Source organism: Kitasatospora sp. NPDC001119 (assembly GCF_053598475.1).
Map to the genome: position 1 here is coordinate 261395 of NZ_JBSFKI010000006.1, position 19733 is coordinate 281127.

Below are 19733 nucleotides of genomic sequence, written 5' to 3' on the forward strand. Positions count from 1 at the left end.
CCGGTTAGGCTGCGAAGGACGGTTCCCACCCCGCCCGGAAGGCCCCCGATGTTCGTCCTGCACGCGCTCTGGCGGGCGGACGGGCGGCTGGCGCTCTGGGCCGAGGACGCCCGCGCCCACCCCGGCGCCCCCGAGCCGCACCCCGACCGGCCCGCCCCGCGCGCCCACCCCTACGCCTGCCCGGCCGGCGAGCTGGCCGCCGTGCTCGGCGGCATCGGCCCGGGCCTCGGCTGGCTCGCCGGCCAGGCCCCCGAGCGCTGGGCCACCCTGCTGCTGCCCACCGTCGGCACCGTCCCCGCACCCTCGCCCGACCTGCCGGTCACCCCGCCGCGCGGCGGCGCCGTGCTCACCCCCTGGCGGGTCCCGGCCCTGCTCTTCGACGCCGGGGCCGCCGCCCAGCTGCTCGGCGAGGTCTTCGACCCGGTCTGGGCCGTCACCGGCACCGACCTGCCCGGCGCCGGACGGGTCGAGGTGGTCCACGGCCCCTCGCTGCGCTGGCTCACCGGGGTGCACGACCTCGCCTGGCGGACGGTCGGCCGGGGCCGGGTGCTGCCGCTGCCCGTGACCGCCGCCGACGGCCGGCCGCGGGCCCGGTGGCGGCCCGACCCCACCCCGGCCGGGCGCCGCGAGGCCGCCGCCCTGGCCGCCGGCTGCCCGCCCGTCCTGCTGGGGGAGTGGCCGCACGGGCCCGGCAGCGGCGAGGCGCTGCTGGGCGCCGCCCTGGGCGCACTGGTGGACGCCGAGGCCCGCGCCGCACTGGCGGACACCCCCTTCCCCGCGCCGGGGGAGGCCGTCGCCGAGCGCTGGCTGCACGCCCTCGCCACCCCCGACGGCGCGATCGACGGCGCCCCGGCCGGGGAGGTCGCCGAACTGCGCCGCCGGCTCGGCGCCTGGTACGCCGCCGCCGAGCCCGTCGACCCGGCGCTGCGGCTCTGCTTCCGCCTGGTCGAGCCGCTCGGCCCCGACGCGGACGACCCCGAGGGCCGCCCCTCCGACGACGCCTGGCGGCTGGAGTTCCTGCTCCAGGCCGTGGACGAGCCCTCCCTGCTGGTCCGCGCCGCCGACCTGCACGAGGGCGGCGCCGCCCACGCCGCGCTCGCCCGCAAGGCCGCCGACCCGGTCGACGTCCTGGTCGCCGAACTCGCCCGCGCCGCCCACCGCTGGCCCGCCCTGGACGGGCTGCGCCACCGCTCCCGCCCGTCCGCCCTGCCGCTCGACCGGGCCGGTGCGCTGGACTTCCTGCGCACCGCCGCGCCCGCCCTCGCCGAGGGCGGCTTCGGGGTGCTGCTGCCCGCCTGGTGGCGCCGCCGCCCCCGGCTCGGGCTCGCCCTGCGCGCCACCACCCCGCCCGCGCCCGGCACCCTCGCGGTCACCAGCCAGGTGGACCGGGACGCCGTGGTCGCCTTCCGGTGGCAGGCCGCGCTCGGCCCGGAGGGGGAGCCGCTCACCGAGCGCGAACTGGCGGAACTCGCCGCCGCCAAGCAGGGGTTGGTCCGGGTGCGCGGCACCTGGCTGGAGGCCGACCCGGCCCAGATCGCCGCCGCCCTCGCCTTCCTCGCCGACCGGCGCGACGGCGTGCTCGCCGCCACCGAACTGCTCCGGCTCGCCCTCGACCCGGACGCGACGGTCGCCGGGCTGCCGGTCACCTCGGTGCGCGCGGACGGCCCGCTCGGCGACCTGCTCGCCGGGCGGGGCGGCGGCGCGGTGGCGCCGGAGCTGCCGCCGGACTTCCGGGCCGAGCTGCGCCCGTACCAGGAGCGCGGGCTGGCCTGGCTGCGGACCATGTCCGGGCTCGGCCTCGGCGCCGTGCTGGCGGACGACATGGGCCTCGGCAAGACCGTCCAGACGCTCGCCCTGCTGGTTGCGGAGAAGGCCTCCGAGAAGGTCCCCGAGCAGGCCTCCGGGAAGGCCCCCGAACGGCCCGGTGGCGCCGTCGGCCCGACCCTGCTGGTCTGCCCGATGTCCCTGGTCGGCAACTGGCAGCGCGAGGCCGAGCGCTTCGCCCCCGGCCTGCGGCGGTACGTCCACCACGGGGCCGGCCGCCTCGGCGCGGAGCAACTCGCCGAAGCCGTACGGGGCGTGGACCTGGTCATCACCACCTACGGGCTGGTCCAGCGCGACCTCGCCGCCCTGCGCGCGATCCGCTGGCGCCGGGTGGTCGCCGACGAGGCCCAGCACATCAAGAACACCGGCACCGCGCAGTCCCGGGCGATCCGGTCGCTGCCCGTCACCCGGCACCGGATCGCCCTCACCGGCACCCCGGTGGAGAACCGGCTCGCCGAACTGCACGCCGTCCTGGACTTCGCCAACCCCGGCCTGCTCGGCCCGGCCGAGCGCTTCAAGGAGCGCTACGCGATCCCGGTCGAGCTGCACCGCAACCCCGAGCGCACCGCCGAACTCCTGCGCCGCACCGCCCCGTTCGTGCTGCGCCGGGTCAAGTCCGACCCGGCGGTGGCGGCCGAGCTGCCCGCCAAGCAGGAGATGACCGTCTGGTGCAACCTCACCGCCGAGCAGGCCGGCCTCTACCAGGCCGTGGTCGCCGACCTGCTGCGGCGGGTCGAGGGCATCCGGGGCGTGGAGCGGCGCGGCACGGTGCTGGCCTCGATCGGCAAGCTCAAGCAGGTCTGCAACCACCCGGCCCAACTGCTGCACGACGGCTCGGCGGTGGCCGGGCGTTCGGGCAAGGTCGCCCGGCTGGCCGAACTGCTGGAGGAGGCGCTGGCCGAGGGCGACCGGACGCTGGTCTTCACCCAGTACGCCGAGTTCGGCGCGATGCTCCGCCCGTACCTGGAGCGCAGGCTCGGCGAGGAGGTGCTCTACCTGCACGGCGGCCTGGCCCGGGCGCGCCGCGAGGAGCTGGTCGACCGCTTCCAGTCCCCGGACGGGCCACGGGTGTTCCTGCTCTCGCTGCGGGCCGGCGGCACCGGCCTCAACCTGACCGCCGCCAACCAGGTGATCCACCTGGACCGCTGGTGGAACCCGGCGGTCGAGGAGCAGGCCACCGACCGCGCCTTCCGGATCGGCCAGCGCCGGGACGTCCAGGTCCGCCGACTGGTCTGCGTCGGCACCGTCGAGGAGCGGATCGACGAACTCCTCACCGCCAAACGCTCGTTGGCCGAGGCGGTGGTGGGGGAGGGGGAGCGCTGGCTCACCGACCTGCCGGTCGACGCACTGCGCGAACTGGTCGCCCTCACCCGGGAGGACGCCGTGGCCGAGGAGGACCTATGACCGGTTCCGGCACCGAGGAGGACGCGTGACCGACGAACCGAGACCGCCCGTGGTCAACGTCGCCGCCTACTGGCGCGGCGACTTCACCCTGAGCCCCGCCCCGGCGGAGGAGGACGGCCCGGACGAGCCCTCGCTGCGCCGCCTCGGCCGCTCCGGCATCACCGCGTACGGCCGCGACCTCTCCGCCGTGCTGGCCCCCGCCTACGAGGCCTTCCGGAGCTGAGCGCGACGACTACCGTGCGGTAGCGTCGCGCGGGTGACCGACACCCACGAGACCGGGCCGGCCGGTGAAGCCGGGCAGACCAGCGCGACCGGGCCGACCGACCCCCGGCTGGCCGACTTCGAGCGGCACCGGCGCACGGTCTTCGGCATCGCCTACCGGATGCTCGGCAGCGTCGCCGACGCCGAGGACCTGGTCCAGGACACCTGGCTGCGCTGGAGCGGCGTCACCGGCCCGGTCGCCAGTCCCGGCGGCTTCCTGGCCCGTACGGTCACCAACCTCGCCCTCAACAAGCTGGACTCGGCCGCCGTCCGCCGCGAGTCCTACGTCGGCCCCTGGCTGCCCGAGCCGCTGGTCGCCGAGCCGGACGCGACCGACGGCGTCGAGCGGGCCGAGACCGTCTCGGTCGCCCTGCTGGTGGTGCTGGAGAGCCTGTCCCCGCTGGAGCGGGCGGTGTTCGTGCTCAAGGAGGCCTTCGGTTTCTCCTACCAGGAGATCGCCGAGGCCCTGGACCGCACCGAGGCCGCCTGCCGCCAGGTCGGCAGCCGGGCCCGGGCGCACGTGCGCGCCCGCCGGCCGCGCTACGACGCCCCGCCCGAGCTGCGCCGCCGTGCCACCGACGAGTTCCTGGCGGCCTGCGTCGGCGGCGACCTCAACCGGATGCTGGAACTGCTCGCCCCCGACGTCACCAGTTGGACGGACGGCGGCGGGGTGATCAGCGCCGCGCTGCGGCCGGTCACCGGCGCCGACAACGTCGCCCGCTTCGTTCTCGGGGTGCTCCGCCGGCTGGGCGAGGGGGCCGGTGTCCGTCCGGTGCTGGTCAACGGCGTGCCCGGCGTGCTGGTCACCGTGGACGGCGCGGTCGACTCCGTCACCGTCTTCGAGTTCGCCGAGCAGCCCGACGGCGCCGTGCGGATCTCCGAGATCCGGGCGGTCCGCAACCCGCGCAAGCTGGCCCACCTGGCCGGCCCGGCCCCCGCTCCCGGCGCCGACGGCAGCGCCGACCGCTCCGGCCCGGCTTGACCCTCGACCAGGTCGAGCCCGCAGAGTCACCGGCATGGAGAGCGAGCTGCACAGCATCGGCGAACTGGCCCGCGCCAGCGGCCTGGGCGTCGGCACCCTGCGCTACTACGACGGCGCCGAGGTGCTCACCCCCGCCTGGGTGGACCCGCAGACCGGCTACCGCTGGTACCGGCCCGGCCAGCTCGCCGACGCCCGGCTGCTGGCCCGGCTGCGCCGGGTCGGCCTGCCGCTGGCCGGCATCCGCGCCGTGCTCGGCGCCGCGCCCGGCAGCGGCGAGGCCCGGCAGGTGCTCGACGCACACCTGCGCCGGCTGGAGGACGGCCTCGCCGACGCCCGCCGCGAGCTCTCCCTGATCCACGCGATGATCGACCAGAGGGAGCAGCCGATGACCACCACCCCCGCCGGACTCCGGCTCACCGTCCCGGCCGAGGAGCTCGCGGCCGCCCTGGACGCGGTCCGCTTCGCGGTCTGCGGGCGCCCGGAGCTGCCCTCGCTCGCCGGCGTGCTCTTCGAACCGGACGGACCGGTGCTGCGCCTGGTTGCCACCGACCGCTACCGGATGGCCCTCGCCGAGGTGCCCGCCACCGGCGACACGCCCGAACGGCCGGTGGCCGGCACCGTCGTCCCGACCGCGCTGGTGGACGCGCTGCGCGCACTGCTCGGCGCGGGCCCGGCCGAGGTGGCGCTCACCCTCGGGGACGGACCGGTCCGGGCCGAGGTCGGGGAGCACCGCATCGAGGGCGTCGCGTTGGACGTCGACTACCCCGACCACCGGGCCGTCACCCGGCTCGAACCGGAGCACCGGATCACCCTGTCCGCCGCCGAACTGCGCGCCGCCGTCGAGACCGGCGCCACCCGCACCCTGCCCTCCGGCCCGGACGGCGCCGACTGCGAGGTCACCGTCCTGACCCTGGCCGGGGACGGAAGCCTGACGGTCGCCGACGACCCGGCCCCCGAGGGCTACCGACTGGCCGTCAACCGGGACTTCCTGCTCGACGCCCTCGACGCCGGGCGGCCCGGACAGCTGCTCCTCGAACTCGGCGGCCCGATCGCCCCGTTGGCCGTCCGCACCCCCGGGCGGGCGGGCACCTTCTCGGTCCTGATGCCCGTCCGGCTGCCCGAGTCCGCCTGACCGCCTGACCGCCTGACCGCCTGACGGCCTGACCGCCTCGGCCTGACCGGCCTGACCGGCCGGGCCTGCGCGGGCTCTGGAAGGATCACCGCATGAGCCCGCACACCGATCCCCGTGCCTCCGAGGTCCACGTCCCGGCTCCCGGCGGCGGCCGGCTGTGGGCGGAGCGCCGCGGCACCGGCAGCCCGGTGGTCCTGCTGCACGGCTCCGGCATGGACTCCCGGCTGTGGGACGCCGTCGCCCCGGCGCTGTCCCGGCACCACGACGTGATCCGCTACGACGCCCGCGGCCTCGGCCGGTCCGCCGCGCCGGAGCGGGCCTTCGACGACGTCGCGGACCTGCTCGCCGTCCTGGACCACTTCGGTCTGCGCCGCGCCGCGCTGGTCGGCCTGAGCATGGGCGGGGAGACCGCGCTGGACTTCGCCCTCGCCCACCCCGACCGGGTCGCCGCGCTCGGCCTGGTCGGCGCCTCGGTCAGCGGCCACGACTGGCCGCCGTCCCCGGAGACCACCGCCTACGCCGAGGCCCGGCGCCGGGGCGACACGGCGGCGCTGGCCGCGCTGGAGCTCTCCGTCTGGGCCGCCATGGGCCGCGACGCGCCGGGCGGCGAGCTGGTCGCGACGATGGTCGAGGAGAACGCGGCCCGCCGGATCGTCAGCGAGCACCACCTCGCGGGCGCGCCGGCCCGGGCGGCCGAACCGCTCCTCGGCACCGTCGCCGCGCCCACCCTGGTCGTCCACGGCGACCGCGACCACCCGGAGATCGCGGCGATCGCCCGGCGGCTCGCCGCCGACATCCCCGGCGCCCGCGGCCACCTCGTCCCGGACGCCGACCACTACCTCCCGCTGCGCACCCCCGAACGGCTCATCGAGCTCCTCCTCGCCCACCTGGCCTGACCCCCGGCCCCGGCCCGCCCACCCGGTCGGTCTCCCGGCAGGGCCCGTTTGCTGCCGCTAGCACCCTGCTTGCATTTGCAAGCAGGGTGTTGCAGGCTGTCCGCATGGCCTCACTGAACGTCGGCTCGCTGGGCGAGTACATCCGCGAGCAGCGCCGCAACGCCCAGTACTCGCTGCGGCAGCTGGCGGAGGCCGCCGGAGTGTCCAACCCGTACCTCAGCCAGATCGAGCGCGGGCTGCGCAAGCCGAGTGCGGAGATCCTCCAGCAGATCGCCAAGGCGCTGCGGATCTCGGCGGAGACGCTGTACGTCCAGGCCGGGATCCTGGAGGAGCGGCGGGGCGAGGGCCTGGAGCTGCGGGCCTCGATCCTGGCCGATCCGCTGATCAACGAGCAGCAGAAGCAGGCGCTGCTCGCGGTCTACGACGCCTTCCTCAAGGAGAACGCGTCGTCGGCTCCCAAGCCGACGGCCGACGGCCCAGCCACCCAGAACACCCACCGGGAGGACCGGTAACCATGCCCATCACCGACGAGATCAAGAAGACCCTCGGAGACCCGACCCCGCTGTACGCCCTGGCCGGCGCCGGAGACCTCGCGTACGAGAAGCTGCGCGAGGTGCCGGGCCGGGTCGAGGCGCTGGCGGCGGACCGCAAGGGTGCGCAGGAGAAGGCGACCGCCAGGCTCCAGGAGGCGCAGTCGCTGCTGACCGGGGCGCAGGCCAAGGTCACCGAGACCGTCACCACCCTGCCGACCGACCTCAAGGCCCTGCAGGAGCGGGCCCAGGGCTTCGCCCTGCAGCAGGTGGCCCGCGCGGTCGAGCTGGCGGTGAAGGCCAAGGAGACGTACGACGAGCTGGCCGAGCGCGGCAAGGTCGTGGTGGACAAGGCCCGCCCGGGCACGCCGGACGAGGCCGAGCGGCCCGAGCCGGCCGCGGAGCTGGTCGAGGCCGAGCCGGTGGCGGAGGTCGCGGAGGTCTCGGAGCTCGCGGAGGTCGACGCCGAGCCCGCCCCGAAGAAGTCCGCGCGGGCCCGCAAGGGCGCCGCCGACGCCGCGGAGTGACCCGGGGCGTGTCCGACACGCCCCCGTACCCCGTGGGGCACATCCGGTGACCACGGGACGTTGAGCCCGTCGCGGACGGTCGTCGTGCCAGGATGGGCAGCGGTCGCAGCGCCGGAGTCGAGAGCAGAGGAGATCGAAATGGTCGGAGTGTTGCAGATTCTGGCCTTTTCCTACCTGAACCCGATCTGGTGGGCGACCATCGCCATCCTCGCCTACAAGCTGTTCGCCCTGGCCGACGCGGTCACCCGCCGGGAGGACGCCTACCGGGCGGCCGACAAGAAGACCAAGGGCTTCTGGGTGGCGATCCTGGCGATCTCCTTCGGCTGGGACTTCCTGTTCGGGGTGAACTTCTTCACCGGCATCGGCACCCTGGCCGGCCTGGTCGCCTCGATCGTCTACGTGGTGGACGTCCGCCCGGCGATCCGGGCGCTGACCGGCGGCAGCGGCGGCCGGGGCGGTCGGAGCAACACCGGGCCGTACGGCCCCTGGTAGGAGCGGCAGCCGACAACACGACGGCCCGGGCGGGGAGTTCACCCGCCCGGGCCGTCACGTTGTCCGCCCTCGTTCTTCGTCGACCGCTTCCGCGCCTGTCCGCGCGTCCCTCGGCCGGGGATCAGCCGAGGATCAGCTGCACCGGGTTGCGCTCCAGCAGCAGCACCGCGACGTCGTCGGTCAGCGCGCCGCCGTTCAGCTCCTCGACCTCGGCGATGGCGCTGTCGATCAGCCGCCCCCGGGTCAGTCCGGCGGCCTGGTGGTCGCCGATCAGGTCCGCGAGCCCGTCCTGGCCCAGCCGGCGCGATCCGGCCCCGACCCGGCCCTCGATCAGTCCGTCGGTGTAGAGCAACAGCCGCCAGCCGGCCCGCAGTTCGACCTCGTGGGCGGGCCAGGCGGACTGCCCGTCGTGGCACGGCAGCAGGCCGAGCGCGGGCCCGGCGAGGTCGGCGGGCAGGGTGATCGGCTCGTGGTCCCGGCCGAGCAGCAGCGGCGCCGGGTGCCCGGCGAGGTAGAGCCGGGCCCGCTCGCCGGTGCCGAGCGAGTCGAGGCCGCTGCCGGGGCCGCCGGGCTCGATGACCAGCATGCAGAGCGTCGCGAAGATCTCGTCGCTGCGCCGTTCGTGCTCCAGCACGTGCTGGAGGGTGGTGAGCAGGGTCTCGCCGGTGAGGCCCGCGAAGACCAGGGTGCGCCACGCTATCCGGAGCGCGACGCCGAGCGCGGCCTCGTCCGGGCCGTGGCCGCAGACGTCGCCGATCACGACGTGGACGGCGCCGTCGTCGGTGCGCACGGCGTCGTAGAAGTCGCCGCCGAGCAGTGCGCGGCGGCGGCCGGGGCGGTAGCGCCGGGTGAAGGAGAGCCCGGCGCCGTCGAGCAGCGGGGTGGGCAGCAGGTGGCGCTGGAGGCGGGCGTTCTCCTGGCCGCGCAACTCGGCCTCGACCAGGCGGCGCTGGGACTCGTCGGCGCGCTTGCGCTCGACGGCGTAGCGCAGGGCGCGGGCGAGCAGCGGGCCGTCCGTCTCGTGCTTGAGCAGGAAGTCCTGGGCGCCGGCGGCGACGGCGGCCGCTCCGAGTTCGGCCCCGGCGGCGTCGGTGAGCACCACGACCGGGGTGTGCGGGGCCCGGCGGAGCAGTTCGTGCAGGCCCGCCAGCCCGTCCGAGGAGTCGGTCGGGTGCGGCAGGTCGGCGGGCGCGGCGAGGTCGAGCAGCACGCAGCCGAACTCGGGGGTGCGGGAGCGCCCGCGCCGGGCCCAGTTCACCGGCGGGGCGAGCAGTTCGGTGGCCTGGTCCAGGCCGCGGGCCCAGTGGATCTCGATCGAGGTGCCGCTGTCGGCCACCGCCGCCTTGATCAGCTGGGCGTCCGAGGCGTCGTCCTCGATGACCAGCAGCCGCAGCGGGGCGCCGTCGGCCGGTCCGTCCGCCGCCGGGCCGCCCGGGTCGGAGATGTGGGACGGGTGGGAGGCGTGCGCGGCCCGCGAGCGGGGGTGGGGTATCGGGGGAGCCGCCGAGGCCGGTCCGGTCGTGACGCGGCTTCGGGCATGACCGACGGGGGCGCCGTCATGGGCGCCCGGCAGGCCCGCGGCACCAGGTGCCCGCCCGTCTCCCGTTGCGGGCATCGGTGGTTCCTCCCTTTCCCCGACTGCGTAACGGTCGACGTCCGTCCGCAGTGCCCGCCTGGCACCGCGCGTCGGGGAACTTCTCGCGACCATAACGTGATCTCCGGGGATTTCTCTGGCCGACCGGCGCCGTTGTGGCTATTGCCACGCCGGTGGTGGTGTGGTGACTGGACTCGGACGAGCACCCGGGCTCCGTCGGGTGGCTGCCGGAAAGGCTGCCGGGCGGCTCCGGGAAAGGGGAGAGGGCGATGGTTGCGCGGATCACTCTGGTGGAGGGTGACATCACGGAACAGCCGGTGGACGTCGTGGTGAACGCCGCCAACTCGTCCCTGCTGGGCGGTGGTGGGGTGGACGGCGCGATCCACCGCAAGGGCGGACCGCAGGTCCTGGAGGAGTGCCGCCGGCTGCGCGCCTCGCACTGGGGCAAGGGGCTGCCCACCGGTCGGGCGGTGGCGACGACGGCCGGACGGCTGCCCGCCCGGTGGGTGGTGCACACCGTCGGGCCGGTATACCGGGCGGAGGAGTACGAGGAGCGGGCGGAGCTGTTGGCCTCCTGCTATCGCGAGTCGCTGCGTGCCGCGGCGGGGCTCGGCGCGCGCACGGTGGCCTTCCCGGCGGTGTCGGCCGGGATCTACGGCTGGCCGCCGGCGGACGCGGCCCGGATCGCGCTCGGCACCGTCGCGGAGGTGCTGGACGGCGGTGACGCGGAGGCGGGCGCGGAGCTGGCGGAGGTGCGGTTCGTGCTGTTCGGGTCGGAGATGTACGGGGTGTTCGAGCGGGCCCGGCGGGAGCTGTTCGGCCGGGAGGTCTGAGGGCGGGGGTCTGAGGGCGGGACCATCGTGGTGTGTCGGGGCGTCAACACGCCAGAGATATTCGATAACTCGTTCGAGTGAACGTATCGAATCGCTCACCGGCTCCCGGCGCGCACCGCCCGCACGACGGCCACGACGGCCACGGCGGCTACGGCGCGAGCGCCGACCAGGGCACCGTGACCTCGCCCTGCCGCCACCGCCCCCGCGCGTCCACCAGCGGCCAGCTGCCCGCCAGCGCCGTGCAGGCCGCCACCCAGCGCTGCCGCGCCCCGAACGCCCCGTACGGCGCGGCCGCCGCCCAGGCCCGGTCGAAGTCGGCCAGGAAGGCGTGCACGGGCCGCCCCGGCACGTTGTGGTGGATCAGCGCCTTCGGCAGCCGCTCGGCCAGGTCGGAGGGCTGGCCCAGGCCGCCCAGCCGGGCCGCGAAGGTCACCGTCCGGGGCCCCTCCGGGCCGAGCGCGACCCAGACGTGCCGCCGCCCGATCTCGTCGCAGGTGCCCTCGACCAGCAGCCCGTCCAGGGCGAGCCGCGCGCACAGCCGCTCCCACACCCCGGCGACCGCCGATTCGTCGTACTGCCGGAGCACGTTCGCGGCCCGGATCAGCTGGGCCGGCCCGCCGCCGTCCAGCGGCACCTCGAAGCCCCCGCGCCGGAAGGTGAGCAGCGGCGGCTCGGCGTACGGCAGTGCGGCGGCGACCCGCTCCGGCTCGATCTCGATCCCGACCACCCGGACGTCCGGCCGCACCGTGCGCAGCCGTCCGGCCAGTTCGACGGCGGTCCACGGCGCGGCGCCGTAGCCGAGGTCCACCGCGACCGGCGGCCGTCCGGCGGCGCGCAGCTCGCGGCCGAGGGTGTGGGCGATCCAGCGGTCCATCCGGCGCAGCCGGTTGGTGTTGGTGGTGCCCCGGGTGACCGTCCCGACCGGGCGCCCGGTCCGTCCGCGGGCGGGCGCGGCGGGAGCGGGGTCGAAGGAGGCAGCCATGCCCAGAAGGGTAGTCGGGTCGCCGACGGCACCGTGCTGACCTGGGGCGATGGCGGCCGTTCCGGCCGGTGGGCCGGGGCGGGAATGCCGGGCGCGGTCCGTGTGGTTGGCACCCTGATGGTGATGTGTGCCCGGACGGGGCAGCGCACACCGGACAACGGGCGGCCCGGCGCGGACCGCCTCGACGGGCCGCACAGAGGAGGCTTCAGCCAGGTGATCCAGCACCCCGTCCGTTCGGTACGCCGGGCCCAGCCCGCCGCCCCCGCGCGCGGCCGGCTCCAGTCGCTCGTCCCCGGTCGCCGCCGCCCGCGCCGGATAGCCATGCTGAGCGTCCACACCTCGCCGTTGCACCAGCCCGGCACCGGGGACGCCGGCGGGATGAACGTCTACATCGTGGAGCTGGCCAAGCGCCTGGCCGACCTCAACATCGAGGTCGAGGTGTTCACCCGGTCGATCTGCTCGGACGACGCGCCGACGGTCGAGCTGGCCCCGGGCGTGCTGGTCCGCCACGTCACCGCCGGTCCGTACGAGGGCCTGGTCAAGGAGGACCTGCCGGCCCAGCTGTGCGCCTTCACCCACGGGGTGCTGCGGACGGAGGCGGGCCACCGCCCCGGCCACTACGACCTGGTGCACTCGCACTACTGGCTCTCCGGGCAGGTCGGCTGGCTGGCCGCGCAGCGCTGGGGGGTGCCGCTGGTGCACACCATGCACACCATGGCGAAGGTCAAGAACGCCGCGCTGGCCGAGGGCGACACGCCCGAGCCCGCGGCCCGGGTGATCGGCGAGACCCAGGTGGTGGAGGCGGCCGACCGGCTGATCGCCAACACCACCGAGGAGGCCGCCGAGCTGGCGCTGCACTACGCCGCCCGGCCGGACCAGCTGGCCGTCGTGCACCCCGGGGTCAACCTGGACGTCTTCCGCCCCGGCGGGCCGCGGACGCCCGCCGCCGCGCGGGCCCGGCTGGGCCTGCCGCAGGACGCCGCGGTGCTGCTGTTCGCGGGCCGGATCCAGCCGCTGAAGGCCCCGGACGTGCTGCTGCGGGCGGTCGCCGCGCTGCTGGGCCGCCGCCCGGAGCTGCGCGAGCACCTGGTGGTGCCGGTGGTCGGCGGGCCGTCCGGCACCGGGCTGGCCCGGCCGGAGAGCCTGCACAAGCTCGCCGCCCAGCTGGGCATCGGCGACGTGGTGCGGTTCCACCCGCCGGTCGGCCAGCCGGATCTCGCCGACTGGTACCGCGCGGCGTCGGCGCTGGTGATGCCCTCGTACAGCGAGTCCTTCGGGCTGGTCGCGCTGGAGGCGCAGGCCTGCGGCACCCCGGTGGTGGCGGCCTCGGTGGGCGGCCTGCCGGTCGCGGTGCGGGACGGCGAGACCGGCACCCTGGTGCAGGGCCACGACCCGCTGGACTGGTCGTACGCGCTGGAGCCGTACGTCACCGACCGGGGCCTCGCGGCCCGGCGCGGCGAGGCGGCGGCCCGGCACGCGTCCCGCTTCGGCTGGGACACGGCCGCGGCGACCACCGCCGAGGTGTACGCCGGGAGCATGGCCCGCCCGGCGGGCCGGCTGGCCGGGGTCCGTCGCCGACCGGCCTGAGCGGAGGCCCGGGCGGAAGCCCCGGGGTCGAGCGGCCTGGGGCTGCGCCCGCCCGGTACCGACGAGTAACGTCACCCCCATGGCAATCCGCACCAAGGACGAGGCCCTGACCCTCCTGCGCGCCGCCCTGGACGACGCCGGGGTGGCCTGGGAGCCGGCCGCCACCGACCCGTACACGCTGGTGGCGGCCCTCCCGGGCACCCGCAAGCTGAGCACCACCTGCGCCCTGCGGGTCGGCGACCACACCCTGTCGGTGAACGCCTTCGTGATCCGCCGTCCGGACGAGAACCACGAGGCCGTCTACCGCTGGCTGCTGGAGCGCAACACCCGGCTGTACGGCGTCGGGTACGCGATCGACGCGCTCGGCGACGTCTACCTGGCCGGCCGGCTGCCGTTGGAGGCGCTCACCCCGCAGGTCGTGGACCGGCTGCTCGGCACGGTGCTGGAGAACGCGGACGAGCCGTTCAACACCCTGCTGGAGCTGGGCTTCGCCACCGCGATCCGGCGCGAGTGGGAGTGGCGGACCAAGCGCGGGGAGTCCACCCGCAACCTGGCCGCCTTCGCCCACCTGGCCGCCCCGCGGGACGCCTCGGCCGAGGCCCCGGATGCCCCGGACACCCCGGCCGCCGGCTGACCCGCGGGCCGGTCAGGCGCCCGCCGGGGCCTTCCCGGCCGGCTCCACCGCGGGCTCCGCGGCCGCGGGCGCCGTGGCCGTGCGCGCCGGAGCCCCCACCGCGGGCGCCGGGACCTCCGTGGCCACGGGCCGACGGCGCCCGGCCGCGCCGGTCCGGCGGGCCAGCACCACGTACCCGAGCGCGGTGACCGTCCCGACCGCCCCGCAGGCCGTCCAGAGCACCGCCGGCCCCGCGTGCTGGAGCAGCAGCCCGCCGCCCGCGGGGCCGAGGAACGAGGCGAGCGACCAGGAGAGGCTGTGCACGCCCTGGTAGCGGCCGCGTCCGTGGGTCGGCGCCAGCTCGGCGACCAGGCCCATCATCACCGGCGTGTTGAGGATCTCGCCGACCGTCCAGACGGCCACCGAGAGCGCGAACAGCCAGGCCGAGGACCCGGCCAGCGCGGCCAGCCCGAAGCCCCAGCCGGTGAGCAGACAGCTGGTGATCAGCAGCCCGGTCCGTGAGCGGCCCTCCATCCAGCGGGTCAGCGGGATCTGCAGGACCACGATCAGCAGCCCGTTCAGGCCGATGACCAGGCCGTACTCGGTGGAGGTGATGCCGGAGGCGCCCATGTCCACGGCCAGCGTGGTGCTGCCCTGCTGGAAGACCAGCGCGAGCAGCAGGGTGAGCCCGACCAGCGCCATGAACGGGGCGTCCCGGAACACCGAGAGCAGGCTGACCGGCGGTTCGGCGGAGCCGTCCGCCCGGCCGGGCGCGGCCTGCGGCCTGGTCTCCGGGATCCGGATGAAGATCACCACCGCGCAGACCAGGGTGGAGAACGCGTCCAGCAGGAAGAGCGTGAGGTAGCCGTGGGTGGCGATCAGGCCCGCCACGGCCGCCGAGAGGCCGAAGCCGATGTTGATCGCCCAGTAGTTCAGCGAGTACGCGCGGACCCGGTCCTCGGCCGGCACCAGGTCGGCGATGATCGCCGAGGTGGGCGGCCGGGTGGCGTTGTTGCACAGGCCCACCAGGAAGGCCACCACGGCGATCGCCACCTGGCCGTCCGCGAAGCCGAGCACGGCGGTGAACAGCGCGGTGCCGAGCTGGGCGGCGAGCAGCGTGGGCCGGCGCCCGATCCGGTCGGCCAGCACGCCCGCGAGGATCGCCGCGACGGCCGAGCCGAGGCCGAACAGCGAGGCCACCAGGCCCGCGTAGGAGGCCGAGTACCCCCGGTCGACGGTCAGATACAGCGCCAGGAAGGTGACGACGAACGCGCCGAGCTTGTTCACCAGCGTGCTCACCCAGAGCCACCAGAACTGTCGCGGCAGTCCGCCCACGGTCTCCTGTACGAGTCTTCGGATCCGGGGGTTGGCGACCAGGGCGACGAGCATGTGGGGGCTCCCGTGGGCAGGCGTCCGCCGAACGGTGCGGCAGGCCCGGTCAGCCGACGCATGTAAGTGTCAGATGCGCGGAGCACACATTACACATCGGCCGAAGGTCCCCACCAGGGGTTTTCCGACCCCCCACTAAGCTGGGGGCCATGGCTGACACGACGTACCGACTCATCCTGCTCCGCCACGGCGAGAGCCAGTGGAACCAGAAGAACCTGTTCACCGGTTGGGTCGATGTCGACCTCAACGAGAAGGGCGAGAAGGAGGCCGCCCGCGGTGGCGAGCTCCTGGCCGCCGAGGGTCTGCTCCCCGACGTGCTGCACACCTCGCTGCTGCGCCGCGCCATCCGCACCTCCCAGATCGCCCTGGACAAGGCCGACCGGCACTGGATCCCGGTCAGCCGCAGCTGGCGGCTGAACGAGCGCCACTACGGCGCGCTCCAGGGCAAGGACAAGGCCCAGACCCTGGCCGAGTTCGGCGAGGAGCAGTTCCAGCTGTGGCGCCGCTCGTACGACACCCCGCCGCCGGTGCTGGCCGACGACGCCGAGTACTCGCAGGCCGGTGACGCGCGCTACGCCGACATCCCGAGCGAGCTGCGTCCGCGCACCGAGTGCCTGAAGGACGTCGTCGACCGGATGCTGCCGTACTGGTACGACGCCATCGTCCCGGACCTCGCCGCCGGCCGGACCGTCCTGGTCACCGCCCACGGCAACAGCCTGCGCGCGCTGGTCAAGCACCTCGACGGCATCTCCGACGAGGCCATCGCCGGCCTGAACATCCCGACCGGCATCCCGCTGGTCTACGAGCTGGACGCCGACTTCAAGCCCGTCACCCCGGGCGGCCGCTACCTCGACCCGGACGCCGCCGCGGCCGCCATCGAGGCGGTCAAGAACCAGGGCAAGAAGTAGGCCGCTTGCCGCTACGGCCCCGTCACCCGGTCCGACCGGGCGGCGGGGCCTTCGTTCGTTTTCGGTCGGTTCGGGGTCAACCCGCTTGCCTGGTGGGGGAGTTGGGTAGGTGGCAAAATGGTTCAGACCATTGACGGCCGCAGTCGGCGGCTCCTACCGTGAGGGCACCGGACTGGCGCAGGCATGCCAGGATCTCCCCGTCCGGGCCGCCGCACCCCCACGCGCGCGCGTCTGTGCCCCCGGCGCACACTCCATCCACCCCCACGGAGGAGCATCATGCGCACACGCCACATCGTCGGGGCGGCCGTCGCCGCGCTGGCGATTCCGCTGACCCTCGCCTTCCCGGCCGCGTCCCACGGCTGGATCACGACCCCGCCCAGCCGGGCCGCGCTCTGCGACACCCACGTGGACGGCGTCCCGTGGGACTGCGGTGACATCCAGTGGGAGCCGCAGAGCGTCGAGGGCCCCAAGGGCTTCCCGGCCCTCGGCCCCTCGGACGGCACCATCTGCGCCGGCGGCAACGCGCGCTTCGCCGAGCTGGACGACCCGCACGCGGGCGCCTGGCCGACCACGCCGGTGACGGCGGGCGGGCAGCTCACCTTCACCTGGAAGTTCACCGCCCGGCACGCGACCACCGACTTCCGGTACTACATGACCAAGCCGGGCTACGACGCGAGCCAGCCGGTCACCCGGGCCAACCTGGACCTGACGCCCTTCTTGACCGTCCCGTACGGCGGGCAGCAGGTGCCGAGCACGCTCAGCCACACCGCGACCATCCCGGGCGGGCGCACCGGCCACCAGGTGGTCGTCGCGGTCTGGACGATCTCCGACACCGGGAACGCCTTCTACTCCTGCACCGACGTCGCGTTCTGACGTCCGGTCCCGACGCCCGGCCCGACGCGGACACGGGCACGGACGCGAACGAGGTGCACGGCCGCCGGAAGACCGTGCACCTCGGGGACTCCTCGGACGGCGGCGCGCTCAGTGGCCGCCGCAGCAGCCGCCGTCGGCACCGCCGCACTGGCAGGGCGCGCCGGACTGGCAGCCGCAGCCGCAGCCCGGGCCGCAGCCGCAGCCGGCGGCGAGGACGGGGAGCAGCTTCGGGGCGGGTGGCTCGACGGTGGTGTGGGCGGATGCCGGTCGGGTCGGGTGGGCCTTCATCGAGCTTCCCTCCTTGTGACGGGCACAGTCCTGTGCCCCCAACGTCGAGTGAAGCCGCCGAATGGACGGAGCGTCAACGGGCGCGCGGTGGTGGGGCGCACGGAGTGCCGTGCGCCCGCACCACCCTCGTCGCAGGTTTACTCACCCCGGGGGGTGAGCCGGGAGCGGCCACGAAGCACCGCCCGGACCGGAGGTCAGTCGACCGGCGCGGCCTCGGCGGCCTCGGTGGCGGCCACGAACTCGGCCACGTGCTCGCCCGTCACCAGGTACACCACGCGCTTGGCGACCGACACCGCGTGGTCCGCGAAGCGCTCGTAGTAGCGGCCGACCAGGGTGATGTCGACGGCGGTCTCGATCCCGTGGTGCCAGCGCTCGTCGATCAGGTGCGACAGCAGCTCGCGGTGCAGGGTGTCGATCGCGTCGTCGTCCTGCTCCATCTCCAGCGCCTTGTCGACGTCCTTGGTGGCGATGACCAGGCCGGCCTTGGCCACCAGGCGCTGGGCGAGCTGGCCCATCTCCAGGACGGTGGAGTGCAGGTCGCTCGGCACGGCGGTGTCGGGGTAGCGCATCCGCGCGACCTTGGCGACGTGCCGGGCGAGGTCGCCGCAGCGCTCCAGGTCGGCGCTCATCCGCAGCGAGGTGACGACGATGCGCAGGTCGGTGGCGACCGGCTGCTGGCGGGCGAGGAGGTCGATGGCCCGGTTCTCCAGGTCGTGGTGGAGCTCGTTGACCTTCTCGTCGGCGGCGATCACGCCCTCCGCCAGGGCGAGGTCCGCGTCGAGGAGGGCGGTGGTGGCGCGGCCCATGGCAGAGCCGACCAGCCGGGCCATCTCGACCAGGCTGTCGCCGATCGCATCGAGTTCCTCGTGGTACGCGTCGCGCATGTTCTCTCCTCAGTAGCTGTGTCGGTGGCGGTGCCGACCGGTCAGCCCGTCCGACCGTCGTTCCGGTGTCCGGGTGACCGCTGCTGGTGGCGCGCATCGTACGCGCACACCCGAGCCGGTGGCCGCTGTTCGGCACACCGATCTCTCCCACACGGGCTGCCTGGCCAACTTTCGGCCGCCTGGGCGACGGTGCACGGCCGCTCTGGTGAATCGGCGGCTACCTGAAGGTGAATTCTCGGCAACGCGTGGTCGATGCCTTGATCGGGTGCTTGGGGACTGGCCTGGCCGTGCGCTTACGCTGGCCACATGGACGTGAACGTGGCCGCCGCCGCTGCCTGTGCCATAGCCGGGCTCGGTGTCGGCCTCACCGCCTCCATCGCCTTCCGCTGGAGCGAGCGCGAGCAGGCCAAGGGCAGGTACAGCGCAACCGGCGGCAGGAACCCCGGCCGGTACCAGTCACTGGGTACCGGCAACCCCGAGCCGCCGCTGCCGCCCGGGGTCGACACCGTGCTCTCCGTGCTCCGCTCCTGCGCGATCGTGCTGGGCGAGGGCGACGAGGTGGTCAAGGCCAGTTCGGCGGCGTACGCGATGGGCCTGGTGCGCGGCGGTGCCGTCGCGGTGGACCAGATGCTCGCGCTGGCCCGCTCCACCCGCCGGGACGGCGAGATCCGCCAGGTCGAGCTGGAGGTGCCCCGGCCGGGCGCGGCCCGCGCGGCCGAGCCGCTCGCGGTCTCCGTCCGGGTCGCCCCGCTGGGCTCCCGGCTGGTGCTGGTGCTGGTCGAGGACCAGACCGAGCGCCGCCGGGTGGAGGCCGTCCGCCGGGACTTCGTGGCCAACGTCAGCCACGAGCTCAAGACCCCGGTCGGCGCCCTGTCGCTGCTCTCCGAGGCGGTCGTGGACGCGTCCGACGACCCGGAGGCGGTGCAGCGCTTCGCCGGCCGGATGCAGGTCGAGGCGGCCCGGCTGGCCAGCCTGGTCCAGGAGATCATCGACCTCTCCCGGGTCCAGGACGACCGGCTGATGATCGACCCGGAGCCGGTCGCGGTGGACGAGCTGATCGCCGAGGCGATCGACCGCTGCCGCCAGCAGGCCGCCGCCAAGCAGATCCTGATCGCGGCGGGCGGCATCGCCGGCCTCTACCTGCACGGCAACCGCGGCCAGCTCGCCGCCGCGCTCGGCAACCTGGTCGAGAACGCCGTCAACTACAGCCCGCCCCGCACCCGGGTGGCCATCGCCACCCGGCGGATCTCCAGCGCCGCGGCGCTCGGGGAGGCGGACGGCGAGCTCATCGAGATCTCGGTCACCGACCAGGGCATCGGCATCTCCGAGAAGGACCGCGAGCGGGTCTTCGAGCGGTTCTACCGCGTCGACCCCGCCCGCTCCCGGGCGACCGGCGGCACCGGCCTGGGCCTGTCCATCGTCAAGCACGTCGCGGCCTCGCACGGCGGCACCGTCTCGGTGTGGAGCGTCGAGGGCCAGGGGTCGACGTTCACCGTCCGCCTGCCCGCCGGGCAGGCACCCACGGAGGACGAGCCCGACGACGCGTTCGACGACGAGTTCGGCGACGAGCCGGACCACACGCCGGACGGCGGCTCCGCCGCCGCACCCCGAACCCTCACCACGGACCGGACGGACCGCGCTCCCCGCGCGCCCCGCACGGACCGTTCGCTCCCCACCGGGGAGCGGGCACCACACCTGTCAGACACAACCCCGCAGCTTGCCCCGGAGGCCTGA

19 protein-coding genes are annotated in these 19733 nt (G+C 75.2%); 14 read left to right on the plus strand and 5 right to left on the minus strand.

All coding sequences use genetic code 11. The features are described 5' to 3' along the window. Window positions 1–48: 48 nt before the first annotated feature. The 8 genes from ACWDD9_RS10185 (at window position 49) to ACWDD9_RS10220 (ending at window position 8048) form a co-directional block, all read left to right on the plus strand. Window positions 49–3228 (plus strand): SNF2-related protein, encoded by a 3180-nt coding sequence (locus ACWDD9_RS10185; protein WP_449811326.1) that lies wholly within the window; start codon window positions 49–51, stop codon window positions 3226–3228. Window positions 3229–3253: 25 nt separating this feature from the next. Next, window positions 3254–3451, plus strand: coding sequence for a hypothetical protein (locus ACWDD9_RS10190; RefSeq protein WP_449811327.1), 198 nt, complete (start codon window positions 3254–3256; stop codon window positions 3449–3451). Between the two features lie 33 nt (window positions 3452–3484). Beyond that, window positions 3485–4471 (plus strand): RNA polymerase sigma-70 factor, encoded by a 987-nt coding sequence (locus tag ACWDD9_RS10195; RefSeq protein WP_380777193.1) that lies wholly within the window; start codon window positions 3485–3487, stop codon window positions 4469–4471. A gap of 34 nt (window positions 4472–4505) precedes the next feature. Beyond that, complete coding sequence (locus ACWDD9_RS10200) at window positions 4506–5603, plus strand: DNA polymerase III subunit beta family protein (protein WP_449811328.1); 1098 nt, start codon at window positions 4506–4508, stop codon at window positions 5601–5603. A gap of 92 nt (window positions 5604–5695) precedes the next feature. Beyond that, the gene (locus ACWDD9_RS10205) at window positions 5696–6499 is read left to right on the plus strand and encodes an alpha/beta fold hydrolase (protein WP_449811329.1); all 804 of its coding nucleotides are present in this window, start codon (window positions 5696–5698) and stop codon (window positions 6497–6499) included. Window positions 6500–6603: 104 nt separating this feature from the next. Next, a complete protein-coding gene (locus ACWDD9_RS10210) occupies window positions 6604–7011 on the plus strand; it encodes a helix-turn-helix domain-containing protein (protein WP_049654148.1) in 408 nt (135 codons plus the stop codon). Window positions 7012–7013: 2 nt separating this feature from the next. Further along, window positions 7014–7556 (plus strand): hypothetical protein, encoded by a 543-nt coding sequence (locus ACWDD9_RS10215; RefSeq protein WP_449811330.1) that lies wholly within the window; start codon window positions 7014–7016, stop codon window positions 7554–7556. Window positions 7557–7694: 138 nt separating this feature from the next. Further along, window positions 7695–8048 (plus strand): DUF2516 family protein, encoded by a 354-nt coding sequence (locus ACWDD9_RS10220; RefSeq protein ID WP_049654152.1) that lies wholly within the window; start codon window positions 7695–7697, stop codon window positions 8046–8048. A gap of 121 nt (window positions 8049–8169) precedes the next feature. Here ACWDD9_RS10220 and ACWDD9_RS10225 read toward each other — a convergent pair whose 3' ends face one another. Then, window positions 8170–9663 (minus strand): PP2C family protein-serine/threonine phosphatase, encoded by a 1494-nt coding sequence (locus ACWDD9_RS10225; RefSeq protein WP_449811331.1) that lies wholly within the window; start codon window positions 9661–9663, stop codon window positions 8170–8172. 248 nt (window positions 9664–9911) lie between these two features. On the opposite strand from ACWDD9_RS10225, the gene ACWDD9_RS10230 reads away from it, so the two are divergent. After that, entirely contained in the window at window positions 9912–10475 is a 564-nt protein-coding gene (locus ACWDD9_RS10230; protein WP_049654154.1) for an O-acetyl-ADP-ribose deacetylase, read from the plus strand. A gap of 148 nt (window positions 10476–10623) precedes the next feature. Here the strand turns inward: ACWDD9_RS10230 and ACWDD9_RS10235 are convergent, their stop codons facing one another. Then, window positions 10624–11457, minus strand: a complete 834-nt coding sequence (locus ACWDD9_RS10235) for a class I SAM-dependent methyltransferase (RefSeq protein WP_449811332.1) — start codon at window positions 11455–11457, stop codon at window positions 10624–10626. Window positions 11458–11673: 216 nt separating this feature from the next. Between ACWDD9_RS10235 and mshA the strand changes: the two genes are divergently transcribed. Both mshA and ACWDD9_RS10245 read left to right on the plus strand, forming a co-directional pair. Continuing rightward, complete coding sequence (gene mshA, locus ACWDD9_RS10240; RefSeq protein WP_449811372.1) at window positions 11674–13044, plus strand: D-inositol-3-phosphate glycosyltransferase; 1371 nt, start codon at window positions 11674–11676, stop codon at window positions 13042–13044. A gap of 79 nt (window positions 13045–13123) precedes the next feature. Then, window positions 13124–13678 (plus strand): YbjN domain-containing protein, encoded by a 555-nt coding sequence (locus tag ACWDD9_RS10245; RefSeq protein ID WP_449811333.1) that lies wholly within the window; start codon window positions 13124–13126, stop codon window positions 13676–13678. Window positions 13679–13690: 12 nt separating this feature from the next. On the opposite strand, the gene ACWDD9_RS10250 is transcribed toward ACWDD9_RS10245, so the two are convergent. Further along, on the minus strand, window positions 13691–15046 hold the full coding sequence (locus tag ACWDD9_RS10250) for an MDR family MFS transporter (RefSeq protein WP_375876598.1): 1356 nt from the start codon (window positions 15044–15046) through the stop codon (window positions 13691–13693). Between the two features lie 149 nt (window positions 15047–15195). Here ACWDD9_RS10250 and ACWDD9_RS10255 point away from each other — a divergent pair, with 149 nt between their 5' ends. Further along, complete coding sequence (locus tag ACWDD9_RS10255) at window positions 15196–15954, plus strand: phosphoglyceromutase (RefSeq protein ID WP_049657900.1); 759 nt, start codon at window positions 15196–15198, stop codon at window positions 15952–15954. Window positions 15955–16230: 276 nt separating this feature from the next. Next, window positions 16231–16827 (plus strand): lytic polysaccharide monooxygenase, encoded by a 597-nt coding sequence (locus ACWDD9_RS10260; RefSeq protein ID WP_074001728.1) that lies wholly within the window; start codon window positions 16231–16233, stop codon window positions 16825–16827. Between the two features lie 108 nt (window positions 16828–16935). On the opposite strand, the gene ACWDD9_RS10265 is transcribed toward ACWDD9_RS10260, so the two are convergent. Then, complete coding sequence (locus ACWDD9_RS10265; protein ID WP_074001727.1) at window positions 16936–17115, minus strand: hypothetical protein; 180 nt, start codon at window positions 17113–17115, stop codon at window positions 16936–16938. 194 nt (window positions 17116–17309) lie between these two features. Continuing rightward, window positions 17310–17999 (minus strand): phosphate signaling complex protein PhoU, encoded by a 690-nt coding sequence (phoU, locus tag ACWDD9_RS10270; protein ID WP_049657907.1) that lies wholly within the window; start codon window positions 17997–17999, stop codon window positions 17310–17312. 306 nt (window positions 18000–18305) lie between these two features. Between phoU and ACWDD9_RS10275 the strand changes: the two genes are divergently transcribed. Continuing rightward, complete coding sequence (locus tag ACWDD9_RS10275; RefSeq protein ID WP_449811334.1) at window positions 18306–19733, plus strand: sensor histidine kinase; 1428 nt, start codon at window positions 18306–18308, stop codon at window positions 19731–19733.

Coding starts and splice junctions, on each gene's coding strand:
- ACWDD9_RS10255 (WP_049657900.1), top strand. CDS start 15,196: ATGGCTGACACGACGTACCGACTCATCCTGCTCCGCCACGGCGAGAGC.
- ACWDD9_RS10275 (WP_449811334.1), top strand. CDS start 18,306: ATGGACGTGAACGTGGCCGCCGCCGCTGCCTGTGCCATAGCCGGGCTC.
- ACWDD9_RS10260 (WP_074001728.1), top strand. CDS start 16,231: ATGCGCACACGCCACATCGTCGGGGCGGCCGTCGCCGCGCTGGCGATT.
- ACWDD9_RS10200 (WP_449811328.1), top strand. CDS start 4,506: ATGGAGAGCGAGCTGCACAGCATCGGCGAACTGGCCCGCGCCAGCGGC.
- ACWDD9_RS10215 (WP_449811330.1), top strand. CDS start 7,014: ATGCCCATCACCGACGAGATCAAGAAGACCCTCGGAGACCCGACCCCG.
- ACWDD9_RS10245 (WP_449811333.1), top strand. CDS start 13,124: ATGGCAATCCGCACCAAGGACGAGGCCCTGACCCTCCTGCGCGCCGCC.
- ACWDD9_RS10185 (WP_449811326.1), top strand. CDS start 49: ATGTTCGTCCTGCACGCGCTCTGGCGGGCGGACGGGCGGCTGGCGCTC.
- phoU (WP_049657907.1), bottom strand. CDS start 17,999: ATGCGCGACGCGTACCACGAGGAACTCGATGCGATCGGCGACAGCCTG.
- ACWDD9_RS10205 (WP_449811329.1), top strand. CDS start 5,696: ATGAGCCCGCACACCGATCCCCGTGCCTCCGAGGTCCACGTCCCGGCT.
- ACWDD9_RS10230 (WP_049654154.1), top strand. CDS start 9,912: ATGGTTGCGCGGATCACTCTGGTGGAGGGTGACATCACGGAACAGCCG.
- ACWDD9_RS10220 (WP_049654152.1), top strand. CDS start 7,695: ATGGTCGGAGTGTTGCAGATTCTGGCCTTTTCCTACCTGAACCCGATC.
- ACWDD9_RS10250 (WP_375876598.1), bottom strand. CDS start 15,046: ATGCTCGTCGCCCTGGTCGCCAACCCCCGGATCCGAAGACTCGTACAG.
- ACWDD9_RS10235 (WP_449811332.1), bottom strand. CDS start 11,457: ATGGCTGCCTCCTTCGACCCCGCTCCCGCCGCGCCCGCCCGCGGACGG.
- ACWDD9_RS10210 (WP_049654148.1), top strand. CDS start 6,604: ATGGCCTCACTGAACGTCGGCTCGCTGGGCGAGTACATCCGCGAGCAG.
- ACWDD9_RS10265 (WP_074001727.1), bottom strand. CDS start 17,115: ATGAAGGCCCACCCGACCCGACCGGCATCCGCCCACACCACCGTCGAG.
- ACWDD9_RS10225 (WP_449811331.1), bottom strand. CDS start 9,663: ATGCCCGCAACGGGAGACGGGCGGGCACCTGGTGCCGCGGGCCTGCCG.